The organism is Enterobacter pseudoroggenkampii, from assembly GCF_026420145.1.
Lineage (GTDB): Bacteria > Pseudomonadota > Gammaproteobacteria > Enterobacterales > Enterobacteriaceae > Enterobacter > Enterobacter pseudoroggenkampii.
This window is the reverse complement of record NZ_JAPMLV010000001.1, coordinates 1,775,768-1,791,843: the sequence shown is the minus strand read 5'-3', so window position 1 is coordinate 1,791,843 and position 16,076 is coordinate 1,775,768. Positions and strand designations below refer to the sequence as shown.

Here is a 16,076-nt window from a genome sequence, read left to right as displayed (position 1 = left end):
GAGGGAACTCAGGCGGTCGTTTTAATAATATTGACGATCAGTCCGTCATCTTCCAGTTTATTTCGGTGCGCGTCGCTCAATCTTTCGTCGGTAATCACGCGGCTAAAGCGTGAAGCGGGGCCCATCGTATACGGGTGAACGGCGCCAAATTTAGAGCTGTCGGTGAGCACAATGGCTTCACACTCTTTTTCCAGCACAGCATTCACAACGTCAGAGCGCATCATATCCCGACCGGTGAAACCTGTCTCCGGTTGCCAGCCGTCAATCCCGATAAAGGCCTTGCTGAAATGAACCTGCTGGACATACTGACGGGTCAGCGGGCCTACCATACTTTCGCTTTTTTTCTGGTAAATACCCCCGAGCAGAATCACCTCGCAGCGCGTCTCTTTGAGCAAATGCGCGATATAGCTGCTGACGGTGATGATAGTAACGTCCTTTTGATCGGCAAGCGTGCGTGCCAGAAGGGCATTACTGCTGCCGTTTTCAATAAAAACGGTCTCGCCGTTGTTCACCAGGGACGCGGCAAATTCCGCCAGTTCACGTTTGAGCGCGTAGTTATTCATCATGCGCGTCTCAACGTCATCACTGTCCAGCGGGACAGCATATCCGTGCGCGCGACGCAGGTAGCTCTGTTTTTCCAGCAGATTAAGATCCTGACGGATTGTGACTTCAGACACGCCGGTGGTTTTAGCGAGATCGACTACGCTTACGCGTCCCTGATCGATGACCATCTGCAAAATGAGTTGTTGTCGGGAATTCATAGCATCCATTTAATAAAGCGAAACGAGGTCGGAGACGGTGGGGTTAAACTTCCCACGGCGCTTTTGGCTGTCTGTTTTCAGGCGCGTTGTCAGCACCATTCTGAGCAAGAAGTTCAGACTTCAGGATCTCGAGATTACGGATAGCAGAGTGATAATCGCCCGCCACCAGGATATCCAGCACGGTATCAATTCGTTGTGCTACAGCTTGTGCGTCAATAGTAGACATAATCTCACCCCAGGCGCGAAAAGTTAATATTTTCAATGATGCAGAAATTAGGATCAAAAGAGAAGGGAAAAAATGCAATAACTAAATTACATAAACGTAAGTGATAAATTTATTCCCCCTCATGCAGTGGGCTTATTGAGTGGATTAGTCTAAAACGGCGCGCAAGGCGCTTTTTTATAAGAGGAATTAGACTATGACAGTTATCAATCAGCCTACCTGCACACTGTTTACCGATACTGAACGGTTCACGCAGCTGTCAGGGTATTACGAAGCGGAGCGTCACACCGTCTGGATGATGTTGCGGGCCCAGCCACGGCCTTGTTTTAACCATGCGTTAATTGAGGAGATCATGAACTTCTCATGGCTGGTTCGCCAGTCTGGCTTTGCGGTTGATTTTTGGGTAACCGGTTCGCTGGTTCCCGATATGTACAATGTGGGCGGTGATTTACAGTTCTTCGTCGAGTGCATTCAGAACGGACGTCGGGAGGCGTTACGGGCGTACGCTCGCGCCTGCGTTGATTGCGTCCATGCGGCCTCACGGGGGTTTGATACAGGGGCCATCTCTCTGGCGATGGTCGAAGGCAGTGCTTTAGGGGGCGGGTTTGAGGCCGCTCTGGCGCACCATTTTGTCCTGGCTCAGCGCGATGCCCGTCTGGGTTTTCCGGAGATTGCCTTCAACCTGTTTCCGGGTATGGGGGGATATTCCCTGGTTGCACGCCGTTCTGGCATGAAGCTGGCGGAGGAACTCATCTATAAGGGGGAATCCCATACGGCTGAATGGTATGAACAGCACGGGCTGGTGGATGTCCTGTTTGAACCCGGACAAAGCTATGTCTCCACCCGAACCTTCATCGATACTCTGCGGCCAAAACTGAATGGCGTAAGGGCGATGCTGCGCGCGCGTACGCGCGTTCTGCAATTGCCCCGCAGTGAACTGATGGATATCACGGAAGACTGGGTTGATGCCGCTTTCTGCCTTGAGCCGAAAGATATCGCCTACATGGAGCGTCTGGTCACGCTGCAAAACCGCCATCACGCGGCGGGGTTGCGTAAAGCCAGTTAACGTTGATTTCGCGCTTGATATCGTTTTAGCCATCGCTCGAATGCGGCAGCGGGCATCGGCTTAGCAAACAGAAAACCCTGCCGTTCGTTGACGCCGTTCTTGGTCAGAAAGGCGTCTTCTTTTGCGCTTTCCACACCTTCGGCAATCACCTGCAGATTTAATGCCTGCGCCACCGCGACGATAGCGCGCACCAGAGACTGGGAGATGGACTGCTTATGAATATCCCTGACAAACGATTGATCGAGTTTAATGGCATCGATAGGGAAGCGGGCCAGTTGAGAAAGGGAAGAGTAGCCGGTGCCAAAATCATCCAGATGAATTTGCGCCCCGAGTCGGCTGAACTGCTGGATCACGGACAGCGCCAGCTCTTCGTTCTCGATAAGACAGCTTTCGGTTAATTCGACATCGACAGGGCAGTATTCAAAATTCAGATCCTTCAGCGCCTGCTTTAAGTCACTGAAAATAGTCTGGTCGGCCAGCTGGCGTGCAGAGACGTTCACCGCCACGCGCAGGTTTATTCCCTTATCACGCCATTTCGCCACCTGGCGAACCACATCGAGCATCACCCAGCGGCCCAGCGGCACAATCAACCCCGACTCCTCGGCATAAGAGATAAACTCCAGCGGCGGGATCAAACCCCGTTCTGGTGATTGCCAGCGGACCAGCGCTTCAAGGCTTCTGACCTCCCCGCGCCAGGTGATTTTCGGCTGGTAGTGAATCAGGAGCTGATCGTTATCCAGCGCCTTACGCAGGTTGGTATCCAGCCAGAGATACTCAAACACGCGCTGGTTCATCTCGGGCGAGAAGACGCAGAACTTGCCCCGGCCGTTCTCTTTGGCGGTGTACATGGCGGTATCGGCGTTACGAATGACGCTTTCCCGGTCGTTGCCATGCTGAGGGGCGAGGGCGATGCCCAGGGAGCAACCGGTATAAATCTCAATCAGCCCGATTCGGAACGGCTGGCGCAGACGGGTTAAAATGCGCGATGCCATCGCCTCCAGAGAGCCCTGAGAGGTATTGGTGGCCATGACGATAAACTCATCACCGCCAAGTCGCGCCAGCACCTGTTCCTCATCCAGGCAGCTCAAAATGGCGAGGGCAACGGCCTGTAACAGCTGATCGCCAAACATATGCCCGTAAGCGTCGTTGACCTTTTTAAAATTATCCAGATCGAGATACACCACGCCCACCTGCGTGTCCCCGCGGTTGGCGATGGCGTCAGAAATCAGGTCGTGGATCGCATTGCGATTTGGCAAGCCAGTGATGGTATCGGTATTGGCCAGCACGCGCAGCCGCTCCTGAGCGCGGCGCTCCTCGGTAATATCGGTCCCGGAACAGATAAGGAAAATTTCATTTTTACCGCTGCCGCTGTGAACGAATTTGTTTCTGAACAGAAACAGCCGTTGCCCTTTACGCGTTTTGATCCAGCGTTCGACTTCGTAGGAGCTGCCGTTGCGAAAAAAACCGGTAATATTGCGCTTTGAAGCTGCCGCTTCGCTGCGGCTCATAAACAGCTTAAAGACGTTCTGGCCAATGACTTCATGTTCTTTCAGGCCGGTGTACTCTTCGCTAAGCCGATTAAAACGCTGGATATTGCCGTGCCGATCGAGAATAACAATGACGGAGTTAGCCTCTGAGACAACCTGTTCCGCGAAAGAGAGCCCCTGAGCCAGATCGCGTGCCACGGAGGGGGTATCGTTCCAGGCAGAAGCGGTTCCGGCCCACTCGTTACGGGTAATTTTACGGCCCACAAGATGAACCGGAACATCTTCACCGTAGAGGGAGAGCGACATTGAAATACTGGAGGTAATAACGGTTAAATGACGGATGAGATCGGCCTGTTCATCGTCCAGCGCCACGACCTGAGTGACATCGGCATTTTCGCTGGTGGAAAGGTGCAGAGCGTTGCTGTCAGCTGACAAGCGCCACCACGGGCTGTAAGTCCCCATGTAGCGAAACAGCAAATTCGGCTCCAGATCGTCCATCATGTTTTCTCCCGCAGCTTTCATTAGCGCACAAATTATTCATTTGCAGTCGACTTTTCCGTTGAGAAACAGCGGCAAAACCGAAGTGAACTTATTGTTTTTCCCTAATTTCTTATAATAAAACGAGTCAGGCAAAAAAGGATACGGAGCGTATAAAAATTCACGTAACCGAATATAACAACACTCTTTTACTGTAGATAATTATGGCGAATTTGGGCGAAGGGAGACTGAAAATAGTAAGGAAAAATAATGATTTTGTGGCGGGGATAAAAAGAAAAATTGTCGGCCTTTCCGCGAAGGAAAGGACCGACAATTGAACCGGTTATCAGGCGACAGGGCGCGCGATAATACTGCGGGTTTCCATGCGAACTTCGGCGATAGTGACGTCAATCACGTCGGTGACCTTGTAAACTGTTTCACCCTTAATTTGCACGGTACCGTTTTCCTGACTACAGACCATTTCGTCACGAACCGCATGCAGGAACGGCGCAGGAATAAACGCGACAGCACCGTTATCGACCAGGCGGACGCGCATTCCCCCGCGGCTGATATCGATGATCTCCGCGGCGAAACGTGTATCCGTCCCGGCTTTATCCTGCAGGAAGCGAGCGTACAGCCAGTCTCCAACGTCACGTTCCGCCATGCGATTCAGACGGCGGCGATCGGCCATCTGCAGCGTGGTGTCCTCCTGAGGACGAGCAACGGTTTCGCCTTTGATAATCGCTTTCAGCAGACGGTGGTTAACCATATCGCCATACTTACGGATTGGCGATGTCCAGGTGGCGTATGCTTCGAGGCCAAGACCAAAGTGCGGGCCCGGCTCGGTACTGATTTCCGCGAATGACTGGAAGCGACGAATGCGGCTGTCCAGGAAGCCCGACGGCTGCGCGTCCAGTTCGCGGCGAAGCTTGCAGAAGCCTGGCAGGGTCAGCACTTCTTCCGGATCAACATGCACATCGTGATTCTTCAGCAGGGCCGCCAGCGCTTCGGTGTTCGCCGGATCAAACCCGGTGTGGACGTTGTAAATGCCAAAGCCCAGCTTGTCGCGCAACACGCGTGCGGCGCAGATGTTGGCGGAAATCATCGCTTCTTCAACAATGCGGTTCGCAATGCGTCGCGGTTCGGCCACGATATCCAGCACTTCGCCTTTCTCACCCAGAACAAAGCGATAATCCGGACGATCTTTGAACACCAGCGCATGGGTTTGACGCCACTCGCTGCGGTTGAGACAGATGCGATGCAGCAGACGGATCTGCGCGGCAATGGCGTCTGATTCAGGTTTCCAGCTACCGGTATTTTCAAGCCAGTCGGACACGTTATCGTAGGCCAGCTTGGCTTTCGATTCGATAGTGGCAGCAAAGAACTCGATATCGTCTTCAATCGCGCCATCCGCAGCAATGGTCATGCGGCAGGCAAGGACCGGGCGCACTTCATTTGGACGCAGCGAGCAAAGATCGTCTGACAATTCGCGCGGCAGCATCGGAATGTTGAAGCCCGGCAGGTAGTTTGTGAAGGCGCGGATTTTCGCCGCGTCATCCAGCTTGCTACCTTCGGCAATCCAGGCGGTGGGATCGGCAATGGCAACGGTCAGGTGCAGTTTGCCATCGTCGCTCTCTTCAGCGTAGAGCGCATCGTCCATATCTTCGGTGCTGGAGCTGTCGATGGTGACAAACTCCAGCGCGGTGAGATCGCGACGCGTCAGACCTTCGTCCTGCATCTCGGTCGCTACGCCGTTCGGCGCTTCTTTTTCAAGATTGTGGCGTGCCAGCGTGACCCACCATGGCACGAAATGGTCGGCGCCAAAGGTGATGAATTGAGTCAACTCAGCATAAAAACCGCGATCGCCTTTCAGAGGATGACGGCGCATTTCTGCTACGGCCCAGTCACCTTCTTTAAAATCATGCTCAACGCCACGGGCGGCGCGGCAGGGAATGGCATCTTTCAGCAGGGGATGATCCGGCACGATAGAAAGCCGATCGTCTTTTCTCTGCACCTTACCCACAAAACGGGTCAGGAACGGTTCGATCAGTTCTTCTGGTTCAGCGGACTCGCGATCCTTCTCGGTATGAATGACGGCCATGACGCGATCGCCATGCATCACTTTCTTCATCTGCGGTGGCGGAATGAAGTAGCTTTTCTGCGCGTCAACTTCAAGGAAGCCAAAGCCCTTTTCCGTGGCTTTTACGACCCCTTCTGCACGCGGCGTCTGGGAATGCAGTTGCTGTTTAAGCTGCGCTAGCAGCGGGTTGTCCTGAAACATAATGTTCTATTTTCGTAGCCATTGAGCGGCTGACAGTTTTACGCGATTCTCACTGTCTCAGCAAGCGGTCTTTGGGTAATGAGTGTGGTTATTCCTCTTTACCAAACGCTACTTTCAGACGATTGAGCCAGCCATCAAACGCACTTTGGGTAAGCAGCGTGATGGCATATTCGCCCTGGAGTCCTTGATCCGTGAGCGGGGTAAACTGCGCGGCGCTGAAGCGGTCCGGAGAGCGGGTCAGCAGTTCGACCGCCGCCGAAAGTGCGGGTGACGTCTGCGGGATCTCTGCGCGGCTGTTTAACAGGATCTCTCCGGTCAGGTCGAGCAGCGACGGCTCATGGCAAAGCACCGGCGTCAGCGCCTCCAGCGCGGGTTCGGCCTGCCAGCGAGACAGCGACTCAAGCTGATGCGCACTCGCATAGCGCAGCTCCACGACGGGCAAAAGCGGCACCCATGCATCGTGGCTCGCGGGAAGCGTGTGCGGCTGAATATGATGGCCTGGCAACCAGCGAACAGGGTGTCCCAACAGCGCCTGAAAAATCGCGACCACGCGCGCCTGAAAACCGATAAACCCGATAATCTGGTTAATCACCACGATGTCGTACGTGGACAGACCCACCTCATCAAGCTGGTTCTGCGCTTTATCATCAATGACATCAGGAGAGCTGGCGAGCTGGCGGGCATACTGGGTGATCTGTGCCAGGCGGCGGTTGCTTTCGCGCGAGGAGTCCGGGCCGGGAAGCGGGGCGAGGAGGGCGGCGTAATGGTTACAGAGCCGCTGAACGCCACAGGCCTGTGCGACCGTTAGCGCGGTACTGAGCCGATCGTAAGCGCTGAGCGTATGCAGGCGGTTCACGGGGATCGAGAGCGGAAACAGCTGGTGGCATAAGGCTCTGGCAGGGGTAAGCCAGCCAGAACAGGCGGCGACAATCTCATCAGGCAAGGCTAAATCGAGCAAAAAACGATCGTCGACGTTAGCGGCTTCGGGCACCAAGGGCAGAACATCCGTCTGCGCGTGGTTTGACTGGGTTTCGTGATACCAGTGGCCTTTGCCGGAAAAACGGCGTTGTTCCATGTGCGTTCCTTGATCTCAAAATGGCGATCAATATCCTGGCGTAAGGCAGATAAAGGGAAAAATATTGTTAGGTGATAACAAATAGCAGAACGGAATAACGAAGGGGTGACGCGGGGGGAAATACTCTCTTCCCGGGCGGGAAGAGAGTCACAGCTTATTTAATTTCCAGCTCGTTCATTGCAGCGATGTTGAAGCCGCCGTCAACGTGAACCACTTCGCCGGAGATACCCGCGGAAAGGTCAGAGCACAGGAATGCTGCAGAGTTACCCACATCTTCAATGGTAACGGTACGACGAATCGGGGTAACCGCTTCGCAGTGTGCCAGCATTTTACGGAAATCTTTAATACCGGAAGCGGCCAGGGTGCGGATAGGACCTGCAGAGATGGCGTTAACGCGCACGCCTTCAGGACCCATTGCGTTCGCCATGTAGCGTACGTTCGCTTCCAGAGACGCTTTAGCCAGACCCATAACGTTGTAGTTAGGGATAGCACGTTCAGCGCCCAGGTAGGACAGGGTCAGCAGGGCTGCGCCCGGGTTCAGCATCGCGCGGCAGGATTTCGCCATCGCAACGAAGCTGTAGGAGCTGATGTCGTGCGCGATTTTGAAGCCATCACGGGTAACCGCGTTCACGTAGTCGCCGTCCAGCTGGTCGCCAGGAGCGAAGCCGATGGAGTGAACGAAACCGTCGAATTTAGGCCATGCTTTTGCCAGTTCAGCAAACATGCCGTCGATGCTTTCGTCTTGTGCAACGTCACATTCCAGAACAATGCTGGAACCCAGCTGCGCGGCAAACTCTTCAACACGGCCTTTCAGCTTGTCGTTCTGGTAGGTGAACGCCAGCTCAGCGCCTTCGCGATGCATTGCCTGTGCGATGCCGTATGCGATGGACAGTTTGCTGGCAACGCCAGTCACCAGAATGCGCTTACCGGAAAGAAAACCCATAGCTTTAATCCTTATATTCATTGCTAATTTTGCCTTGTAATTCATAGCGTTACAGGCAGTATTTCAAAATCATTCGAAATTAGCTCGAAATTATAGCCCACTCACAGCCCCTTGTGTCACGATATTTCTCGCACTTCTCCGAAGACGCCTGCCCCGAAGAATGCACCGCGGACTCGCGGGGGCTCAAAATTTCAGCATTCGTCCAGTATATCACCCGGCAACAGCTTCGCCTCATCCAACCAGAGAGGCAGCGTGATTCCACCAGGGTATTCACGCTTTCCTGATGTTGTCGACGAAACGCGCAATGACGATAAAGAAAACCGGTACGAAGAAGATCGCGAGAAGCGTACCGCTAATCATGCCGCCAAATACGCCGGTACCGATGGCATGCTGCGTACTGTCGCTCGCCCCCCTGGCCAGCATCAACGGAACAACCCCTAAGCTGAAGGCTAACGATGTCATCAGAATCGGACGCAGGCGCTGGCTGGCGGCATGAATGGTTGCCGCCAGCAGGGGCTGCCCCTGGCGATGGAGCTGCCTGGCAAATTCAACAATCAGAATGGCGTTCTTGGCCGACAGGCCGATAAGCGTAATCAGGCCGACCTTAAAGAAAACATCATTCGTCATGCCGGCAACAAACACCGCTATCACCGCGCCGATAAGACCCAACGGAACGACCAGCATGACCGCAAAAGGAACAGACCAGCTCTCATACAGGGCGGCGAGCACCATAAACACGACCAGTATCGACAGGACAATAAGGCCCGGAAGCTGAGATTCCGATTTTCTCTCCTGCAATGCACTCCCGGCCCACTCGCCCGCCATGCCCTGAGGTAACTCTCTGGACAAACTCTCCATAACCTTCATTGCGGTGCCGCTGGATACTCCTGACGCCGCATTTCCGGTAATGCGAAGAGCAGAATAACCCTGATAGCGCGTCAACTGCTGCGGCGCAACGTTCCAGGAGATCGTCACGAACGTTGATAACGGCACCATCTCACCCATCCGGTTTTTCACTGATAGTTTCAGTATCTGCTCAGGCTGCATTCGGTAGGGGGCATCGGCCTGAATAATCACCTGTTGAACGCGGCCGTTGTTCGTATAGTCATTAACGTAATTTGAGCCCAGGGTAACGGAGAGCGTCTGGTTGATTTCATCAAATGAGACGCCCATCGCTTCCGCTTTTTCCCGGTCAACCTGGAGCGCAAGGCTGGTTCCTTCCGGCAGACCGTCTATATAGACGTCACTCAGTTCAGGACGCTGATTGGCTTGCAGGACCAGCGCGTCGGCAGCGCGCTTTAACGCCTCGTAGCCCAGTCCTGCTCTGTCCTGCACGTACCAGGTGAACCCCGAGGAGGTGCCCATATCCGAAATGGCCGGCGGGAGCAGGCTCATCGTGACGGCATCAGTAACGTTCGCCATGCTGTCCTGTATATGGTCGGCTTCATCCTGGGCCGTCGAGCCCTGCCGGTTTTTCCAGTCCTTCAGCGTGGTGAAGGCCATAGCCGAATTCGGTCCTGAACCTGAAAATCCAAACCCCAGGATCATAATGTTGCTTTCAATATCCGGCCGGGCCGTAATTTCCTCTTCAAACTTTTTTACCACGTTAAGGGTGCGCTGCATCGTGGCATCAGAAGGCAGCTGGATTGAGGACATAAAGTAGCCCTGATCTTCGTCCGGCAGAAAGGACGACGGTAACGAAGACAACCCCAAAAACAGCGCAGCACAAAGCACAACGTACAGGAGCAGCATACGCCCGGTTCGCTTCAGAACGGCACCCAGCCCGGCTTCGTAACAGGTGGTAAGCCTATGAAAGCGCGCATTAAACCCTGCCGCGAACCGCCCACCTCCGCTCTTTACTCCCTGATGCGGCTTGAGTAGCGTAGCGCACAGGGCAGGCGTCAGCGTCAGGGCAAGAAACGCGGACAGCAGTATGGAGACTGCCATGGAAATACAAAATTGCCGGTAGATGATCCCGACGGATCCTTCAGCAAACCCCATGGGGATAAAGACGGCGGTGAGCACCAGCGTGATCCCGATAATCGCCGGGGTGATCTCCTGCATGGCTTGCCGGGTAGCGTCCCGTGGGGACAGACTTTTTTCCTCCATCAGTCGTTCAACGTTCTCCACAACCACAATGGCATCATCAACGATAATCCCTATCGCCAGCACCATGCCGAACATCGTCAGAATATTGATGGAGTATCCGCTCAATAACATCACCGTGAAGGTGCCAAGAAGTGCGACGGGAGCAACAATCGCCGGTATAAGCGTACAGCGTATCTTGTGCAGAAACAGCAGCATAACCAGAAAGACGAGGACCATCGCTTCCACAAATGTCTGAACAACCTTCACGATAGAAAGTTTCACAAACGGCGCGGTATCGAAAGGAACCGTAAACACCATTCCGTCGGGTAACACCCGGGAAAGCTCGTCGATGCGCGCACGCACGCCTGAAGCCGTACTCATTGCGTTGGCGCCTGGCGACAGCTGGATTGCCGCCGCCGTCGAGGGCACGCCATTTTCACGGATACCAAAAGCGTAGCTTTGCAGGCCGGATTCAATCCGCGCAATGTCGGATAATTTCAGGCGGGCGCCGGATGCGTCAGATTTCAGGGTGATATTCCTGAACGCCTCGACCGAGGAGAGCTGTCCCTTTACGGTGATGGGATACGTTACCCCTTGTCCTTCAGATGCGGGCTCATCTCCCGTTTTGCCGGGCGAAACCAGGGCATTTTGCTGGCCAACAGCAGTAAGCACATCGCTCACCGAAAGGCCGTAGCTGTGGAGCTTCATTGGATCCAGCCAGATGCGCAGCGCTTTTTCGCCGCCAAACAGCTGAACTTTCCCTACGCCGGGCACGCGACGAAGCTCGTCACTGACGTTTCGGGCAAAATAGTCGCTTAAGTCGGCTTCCTCGAATTGACCGTTGGTGGACTTCAGCCCTACCATCATTAAAAATCCAGAATTAGCGGCCTCGACGTTAATGCCATTTTGTCTTACCGCCTGAGGAAGACGAGGCTCGACGATCTTAATCTGATTCTGTAGATCCATCTGTGCCAGCTTGATGTCCGTGCCGGGTTTAAACGTGACGGTAATCGATGCCGAGCCGGTTGTGTCACTGGATGATTCGAAATAGAGCAAGTTATCGACTCCAGAGATTTCTCGCTCGATTAACGACACCACCGACGTATTCATGATATCGGGGCTGGCCCCCGGGTAACTGACGGAAATGATGATGCCTGGCGGTGCCACCGCCGGATACTGCGCAACCGGCAAACGAGGAATAGACAGGAGACCCGTCAGGACGATAAACAGCGCCACTACCCAGGCGAAAATGGGACGTTCGATAAAAAAAAGAGGCATTGAGTTATTTTTGTGCAAAAGAGTGAGATAGAGACTCTACCGCGCACCTGTTTAGCGGAAGTGGGCGGTTTATGGAGGCCGTGTGGATCAAGGGCTCAAATCATTCTCATAATGAGGTACAGCGGTGATCCGCCAAAAAAAATGATCAAATAACACTCGTAATAAAAGACGAGATCCTCGATATCGGGCATCGCGTTTAACAGCACGGTGAACGTAATAATGAGATAAACAAAAATCACCATCAGCCAGAAGGCGACGACAAATAGCTCAGTTAGCGCACCAGCTTTATTTTGGATTATCAAAGTGACAACCGACAATGCGATACAGCCATAGATGATGGGTGATGAGAGCAACGTCGAGGCGACTTTTTCATCCACTCTGTGTACCAGCACCAGCCAGGTATAAAGTAATCCCCACGACAGCAGCAGAAACAGGGAATATATGCCCAGTTTTTTAGGAGAAAAATATTTTGAAAGTTCCATGTTCATTATTGCAGCCAACTTCATAAAATCTTTAAGAAACAGTGGTAATTTGCAGCGCGCAATGCACAACGCGTTATGTCTCAATAGCGATTTTGAACGGACATTGTCGAGTCTTTATTGACTGAATGTGTAGGCTGTGTGGAGAAATAACCGGGCATTTAAATCAACCGGGAAATTTTCGTGACTACGGCACTTTTTCCCGGAGGCTGTGTCTTATTGTGCTAAAGATATCTGATAGCGTGCTTAAAGGGATTTCACCCGCGGAGATAATATGAACAAAAATACGCTGATCCTTGTTGTTGAAGATGAAGACGAAATCGCCGATATACTGATGAGCTACTTAGAGCGTTCGGGAATGAAAACGCTGAGGGCCAGGCAGGGCGAGCAGGCGATAACGCTTAATCGCCTCCATAAACCGGATCTCATCTTGCTGGACATTCACCTGCCCGTGTGTGACGGCTGGAGCGTGCTTACTACGCTTCGCCATGAAAGTGCTGTCCCCGTCATTATGGTTTCCGCTCTCGATCAGGACGTCGATAAGCTTATGGGTCTGAGGCTCGGGGCGGATGATTACGTAATCAAACCCTTTAACCCCTCTGAGGTTGTCGCACGGGTTGAGGCGGTGCTGCGCAGGACAAAACCTGCGCTTCAGCAGGCGGGTTCCCTGCCGCTCAGAACGCCCTTTATTACGGTCTATCCGGATGATTTCTACGTGGAAGTCACCGTGGGCGAAGAGGTTATCTCCCCGGTATTAACGACAACCGAATTTAAATTACTTACCTGGCTGGTGCGTTATCCGCGAAAGGTCTGTTCCCGTGAAGAGTTACTCAACGCGTGTCTGCCGGAAGGCGATACGCTCGACAGAACGGTCGATAGCCATATGAGCAAGTTGCGTAAAAAACTGGAGCTTGCCGGTCTTTACGGTGTTCCCGAGAGCATCAGAGGCATGGGCTACCGGCTTGGGGAAAAGAAATGAATAAAGAGTCTGTCCTGAGTCGTCAGATCTTAACGTATATGCTGTTGCTGACGTTTACGATAATTGCCATCGCCATCCTGGGCTCCTGGTTTTTTTACTCCTTTATTCTGGATCACCTCCCGGGCGGCCCTGCTGCGGGCGATGATGAGCAGATGACGATGTGGGACTGGGCATGGATTGGGACCGCGACTACGATCAGTATGATTATTGCACTCTTTTTCACGGTCAAACTGTCATCGCGAATACTCACCCCGCTAAACGCGGTCGCGTCCAGCCTGAAAAAGATTTCTCAGGGCGATCTGGATGCCCGGGCATTCTGTGCCAGTTCCCGGCTGGGTGAGATCAATCACCTTGTGACGGATTTCAATGAAATGGCGGAAAAATTACAGACGCTGGATATTCAGAGGAAATCCTGGAATGCGGCTATTGCGCATGAGCTGAGAACCCCGGTCACGATCTTACGCGGAAGGCTTCAGGGGTTGGTTGACGGTGTTTTTACCCCGGACCCGGTGCTGTTTAATAATCTTCTCAAACAGACGGAAGGGTTAACCCGCCTGATTGAAGATCTCCGGGTTGTCAGTTCGGATGGCGGGGCGGGATACACGCTATACCAGTCCAGAACGGATTTAAAAGGAACAATACAGGACGCGCTCGATACCTTCATGCCCGAGTTCAGCCGTAAGGCATTTACCGTCAATACAGAACTGAGGGATCAGCAATGCGTATTCGATCCGTTACGCATCAATCAGTGTCTGACCGTTTTATTTGACAATGCCTTACACTATTCAACCTCGCGCAAACTCATTGTGAAAAATGGCGTTTCTGATAAAGGCAATTATATCCTTATTCAGGACGGGGGACCGGGCATTCCCAGGGAATTTCATGATTTCTTATTTCAGCCCTTTCAGCGCGATAATGGCGCCAGACAGTTGAACCCGGAAGGCTGTGGTTTGGGCTTGTCAGTGGTAAAAGCCATCATGCTGGCGCATGGTGGCGATGTTACCTATACCTTATCGACGCAAAACCACTCGATATTTAAACTTACCTGGCCCGACTCGTGAGTTTCAGCGGCAGGTCAAATGCACCTGCCGGCGATAAATGCCATATTTTTCCTAACTTAGCATCCCATTCCTGCGGGGTAATCGTCAGTTTACCGCGTCTCGGGCTTAAGGTTATTTCACTGAAATAGATGTCTTCTTTTTTTAGCATGAGGTCAACGCGGCAGTAGTCAATGCCATCCGCCAGCTCCTGGGATGCCAGCAACGCTTGTCGGAACAAGACCGGTTCGTCTGGATTTACTGAAGTATTCGGATACTCCATCTGGAAGGGTTGTAAGTTCCAGTGCCTGTCGTAAACGTTGATAAAACCGTTGCCGTTATCATCCGTAAAATCCGCTTCAACATAGTGGGCGACGCCATGAAAGCAATGGATCCTCAGCATTTCGGGCGTCGTATTCCTGTCAGCACCATCGAAGAGATCGACGAACGGTTCGCAAAGTATACTCGGCGTAATGTTTTTGTACTGCCACTCACGCGTGGTGTAGTACAAATTTTTCTTTAACGCGAGGCTCAGTTTTTTACGCGCTTTCTTGTCGTTAAATTGCGCTTTGTTCGTACATATTATTGTGCTGCCACTATCATGGTTGCACTTAAGGACGAATTTGTCAGGGAGCATGGAAAAATCAATCTGCGACGCCCTGGTATAAACGCCAATTAATGGCACCGTTTTCACGCGCTTTGTTCTGGAGGAAACGTATGCCCGAACGGCGAGTTTATCGGCAAGCATCGTGTAGAGGTTATTATGGTCATAGACCAGACGATGACATATTTTTTCACTCAACGTCGTGGGTGATTGAATGTCAGGTTTTGTCCCGGATGTTTTCTTGAGCCTCACAGTATGAAAGTACAGGTCCGTCATTAAGAATGAACGGCATTTTCTGATGAGATACTCGGTATATTTGAGAACGTAAGTGGCGTTGTTCATTTCTTCTCCTCCGTAATGTCCGGATATTCTGGAGAAGAACTGTTGATTGATATTGCTTAGAAGATGGAGCAGGGATGGAGACGAAAATTTAAAGGATTAAATAGCGTGTAAAGGCTATTTAATCCTTATTGAGCGGTGCAACGTTTGTTTACCGGTCTTTGCGCCATGCATCGGCGGTTAATGCTTCACCGAAATGACCGGCTATCAGTCGTTTTGTCAGCTCATGAAGCGGGGAGGCCATCACATCCGCCGTGCTGCCGCGCTCGACCACTTCTCCCTGGTGCATGACCATCACCTGATCGCTGATATGCTTCATCATTCCCAGATGTTGGGTGACGTAGATATACGAGATCCCCTGTTTTTCCTGCAATTCCAGCATCAGGTTAATCAGCTGAGAGCGCATCGACATATCCAGCGAGGCAAGCGCTTCATCAGCAATGATCACTTTTGGCCGCAATATCAACGCACGCGCCAGACCCAGACGCTGTTTCTGGCCGGGGGCCAGCATATGCGGGTAGTAGCTTTCGTGATCCGGTAACAGCCCAACCATGCGCAGAGTTTCAAATACGCGCTTACGGCGCGCCTCTGGCTCCAGGTCGGTGTTCAGACGCAGCGGAAAATCGAGGATCTGCGAAATGCGCTGGCGTGGATTAAGCGAGGTAGACGGATCCTGGAAGATCATGCGGATGCGCTGGCTGCGGAAAGAGTAATCCCCAAACGTCAGAGGATGATCGTCAATTAACACTTCGCCTGCGGTCGGTTCAACCATGCCAGCGAGCATTTTCGCCAGGGTGGATTTCCCGGAACCGTTTTCGCCAATAATCGCCAGCGTCTGTTTTTCACGCAGCGTAAAGCTCAGCGGCTTCACCGCGTCGACAGTTTGGCGATGAAACAGCCCCGTGCGGTAGCGAAAGGTCTTACTCAGGTTGCGGACTTCCAGTAAAGTTTCGACCATT

13 protein-coding genes are annotated in these 16,076 nt (G+C 52.8%); 3 read left to right on the top strand and 10 right to left on the bottom strand.

Annotated elements, in window-relative coordinates; genetic code table 11:
• Nucleotides 1-8 precede the first annotated feature (8 nt).
• Both yciT and OTG14_RS08725 read right to left on the bottom strand, forming a co-directional pair.
• Nucleotides 9-761, bottom strand: coding sequence for a DNA-binding transcriptional regulator YciT (gene yciT, locus OTG14_RS08730; RefSeq protein ID WP_048991911.1), 753 nt, complete (start codon nt 759-761; stop codon nt 9-11).
• 43 nt (nt 762-804) lie between these two features.
• Nucleotides 805-987 (bottom strand): YciZ family protein, encoded by a 183-nt coding sequence (locus OTG14_RS08725; protein WP_024907126.1) that lies wholly within the window; start codon nt 985-987, stop codon nt 805-807.
• Between the two features lie 193 nt (nt 988-1,180).
• On the opposite strand from OTG14_RS08725, the gene OTG14_RS08720 reads away from it, so the two are divergent.
• Nucleotides 1,181-2,050, top strand: coding sequence for a crotonase/enoyl-CoA hydratase family protein (locus OTG14_RS08720; RefSeq protein ID WP_032647560.1), 870 nt, complete (start codon nt 1,181-1,183; stop codon nt 2,048-2,050).
• On the opposite strand, the gene pdeR is transcribed toward OTG14_RS08720, so the two are convergent.
• From pdeR to crrC, 6 genes are all read right to left on the bottom strand, one after another.
• On the bottom strand, nt 2,047-4,038 hold the full coding sequence (gene pdeR, locus OTG14_RS08715) for a cyclic di-GMP phosphodiesterase (protein ID WP_267214947.1): 1,992 nt from the start codon (nt 4,036-4,038) through the stop codon (nt 2,047-2,049). The genes OTG14_RS08720 and pdeR overlap by 4 nt on opposite strands.
• A gap of 322 nt (nt 4,039-4,360) precedes the next feature.
• Entirely contained in the window at nt 4,361-6,295 is a 1,935-nt protein-coding gene (locus OTG14_RS08710) for an exoribonuclease II (protein ID WP_267214946.1), read from the bottom strand.
• A gap of 88 nt (nt 6,296-6,383) precedes the next feature.
• Entirely contained in the window at nt 6,384-7,370 is a 987-nt protein-coding gene (locus tag OTG14_RS08705) for a CMD domain-containing protein (RefSeq protein ID WP_024907130.1), read from the bottom strand.
• Between the two features lie 154 nt (nt 7,371-7,524).
• Nucleotides 7,525-8,313: an enoyl-ACP reductase FabI gene (gene fabI, locus OTG14_RS08700; protein ID WP_003856831.1), complete on the bottom strand. Its 789-nt coding sequence runs from the start codon at nt 8,311-8,313 to the stop codon at nt 7,525-7,527.
• 270 nt (nt 8,314-8,583) lie between these two features.
• Complete coding sequence (locus OTG14_RS08695; protein WP_267214945.1) at nt 8,584-11,679, bottom strand: multidrug efflux RND transporter permease subunit; 3,096 nt, start codon at nt 11,677-11,679, stop codon at nt 8,584-8,586.
• A 95-nt stretch (nt 11,680-11,774) separates the two neighbouring features.
• Nucleotides 11,775-12,185, bottom strand: coding sequence for a colistin resistant protein CrrC (crrC, locus tag OTG14_RS08690; protein ID WP_080350500.1), 411 nt, complete (start codon nt 12,183-12,185; stop codon nt 11,775-11,777).
• 247 nt (nt 12,186-12,432) lie between these two features.
• Here crrC and OTG14_RS08685 point away from each other — a divergent pair, with 247 nt between their 5' ends.
• On the top strand, nt 12,433-13,137 hold the full coding sequence (locus OTG14_RS08685) for a response regulator (RefSeq protein ID WP_024907133.1): 705 nt from the start codon (nt 12,433-12,435) through the stop codon (nt 13,135-13,137).
• A complete protein-coding gene (locus tag OTG14_RS08680; protein WP_048991917.1) occupies nt 13,134-14,198 on the top strand; it encodes an ATP-binding protein in 1,065 nt (354 codons plus the stop codon). Before OTG14_RS08685 ends, OTG14_RS08680 begins: the two co-directional genes overlap by 4 nt.
• Here the strand turns inward: OTG14_RS08680 and OTG14_RS08675 are convergent.
• Both OTG14_RS08675 and sapF read right to left on the bottom strand, forming a co-directional pair.
• Complete coding sequence (locus tag OTG14_RS08675) at nt 14,179-15,120, bottom strand: ATP-grasp fold amidoligase family protein (RefSeq protein WP_267214944.1); 942 nt, start codon at nt 15,118-15,120, stop codon at nt 14,179-14,181. The two genes, OTG14_RS08680 and OTG14_RS08675, sit on opposite strands and share 20 nt — an antisense overlap.
• A gap of 148 nt (nt 15,121-15,268) precedes the next feature.
• On the bottom strand, nt 15,269-16,075 hold the full coding sequence (gene sapF / locus OTG14_RS08670) for a putrescine export ABC transporter ATP-binding protein SapF (RefSeq protein ID WP_023312051.1): 807 nt from the start codon (nt 16,073-16,075) through the stop codon (nt 15,269-15,271).
• Between the last annotated feature and the right edge of the window lies 1 nt (nt 16,076).

What these genes read in the sequence shown, in the direction of transcription:
- yciT (WP_048991911.1), bottom strand. Translation starts at nt 761, where the DNA reads ATGAATTCCCGACAACAACTCATTTTGCAGATGGTCATCGATCAGGGA.
- OTG14_RS08725 (WP_024907126.1), bottom strand. Translation starts at nt 987, where the DNA reads ATGTCTACTATTGACGCACAAGCTGTAGCACAACGAATTGATACCGTG.
- OTG14_RS08720 (WP_032647560.1), top strand. Translation starts at nt 1,181, where the DNA reads ATGACAGTTATCAATCAGCCTACCTGCACACTGTTTACCGATACTGAA.
- pdeR (WP_267214947.1), bottom strand. Translation starts at nt 4,038, where the DNA reads ATGATGGACGATCTGGAGCCGAATTTGCTGTTTCGCTACATGGGGACT.
- OTG14_RS08710 (WP_267214946.1), bottom strand. Translation starts at nt 6,295, where the DNA reads ATGTTTCAGGACAACCCGCTGCTAGCGCAGCTTAAACAGCAACTGCAT.
- OTG14_RS08705 (WP_024907130.1), bottom strand. Translation starts at nt 7,370, where the DNA reads ATGGAACAACGCCGTTTTTCCGGCAAAGGCCACTGGTATCACGAAACC.
- fabI (WP_003856831.1), bottom strand. Translation starts at nt 8,313, where the DNA reads ATGGGTTTTCTTTCCGGTAAGCGCATTCTGGTGACTGGCGTTGCCAGC.
- OTG14_RS08695 (WP_267214945.1), bottom strand. Translation starts at nt 11,679, where the DNA reads ATGCCTCTTTTTTTTATCGAACGTCCCATTTTCGCCTGGGTAGTGGCG.
- crrC (WP_080350500.1), bottom strand. Translation starts at nt 12,185, where the DNA reads ATGAAGTTGGCTGCAATAATGAACATGGAACTTTCAAAATATTTTTCT.
- OTG14_RS08685 (WP_024907133.1), top strand. Translation starts at nt 12,433, where the DNA reads ATGAACAAAAATACGCTGATCCTTGTTGTTGAAGATGAAGACGAAATC.
- OTG14_RS08680 (WP_048991917.1), top strand. Translation starts at nt 13,134, where the DNA reads ATGAATAAAGAGTCTGTCCTGAGTCGTCAGATCTTAACGTATATGCTG.
- OTG14_RS08675 (WP_267214944.1), bottom strand. Translation starts at nt 15,120, where the DNA reads ATGAACAACGCCACTTACGTTCTCAAATATACCGAGTATCTCATCAGA.
- sapF (WP_023312051.1), bottom strand. Translation starts at nt 16,075, where the DNA reads ATGGTCGAAACTTTACTGGAAGTCCGCAACCTGAGTAAGACCTTTCGC.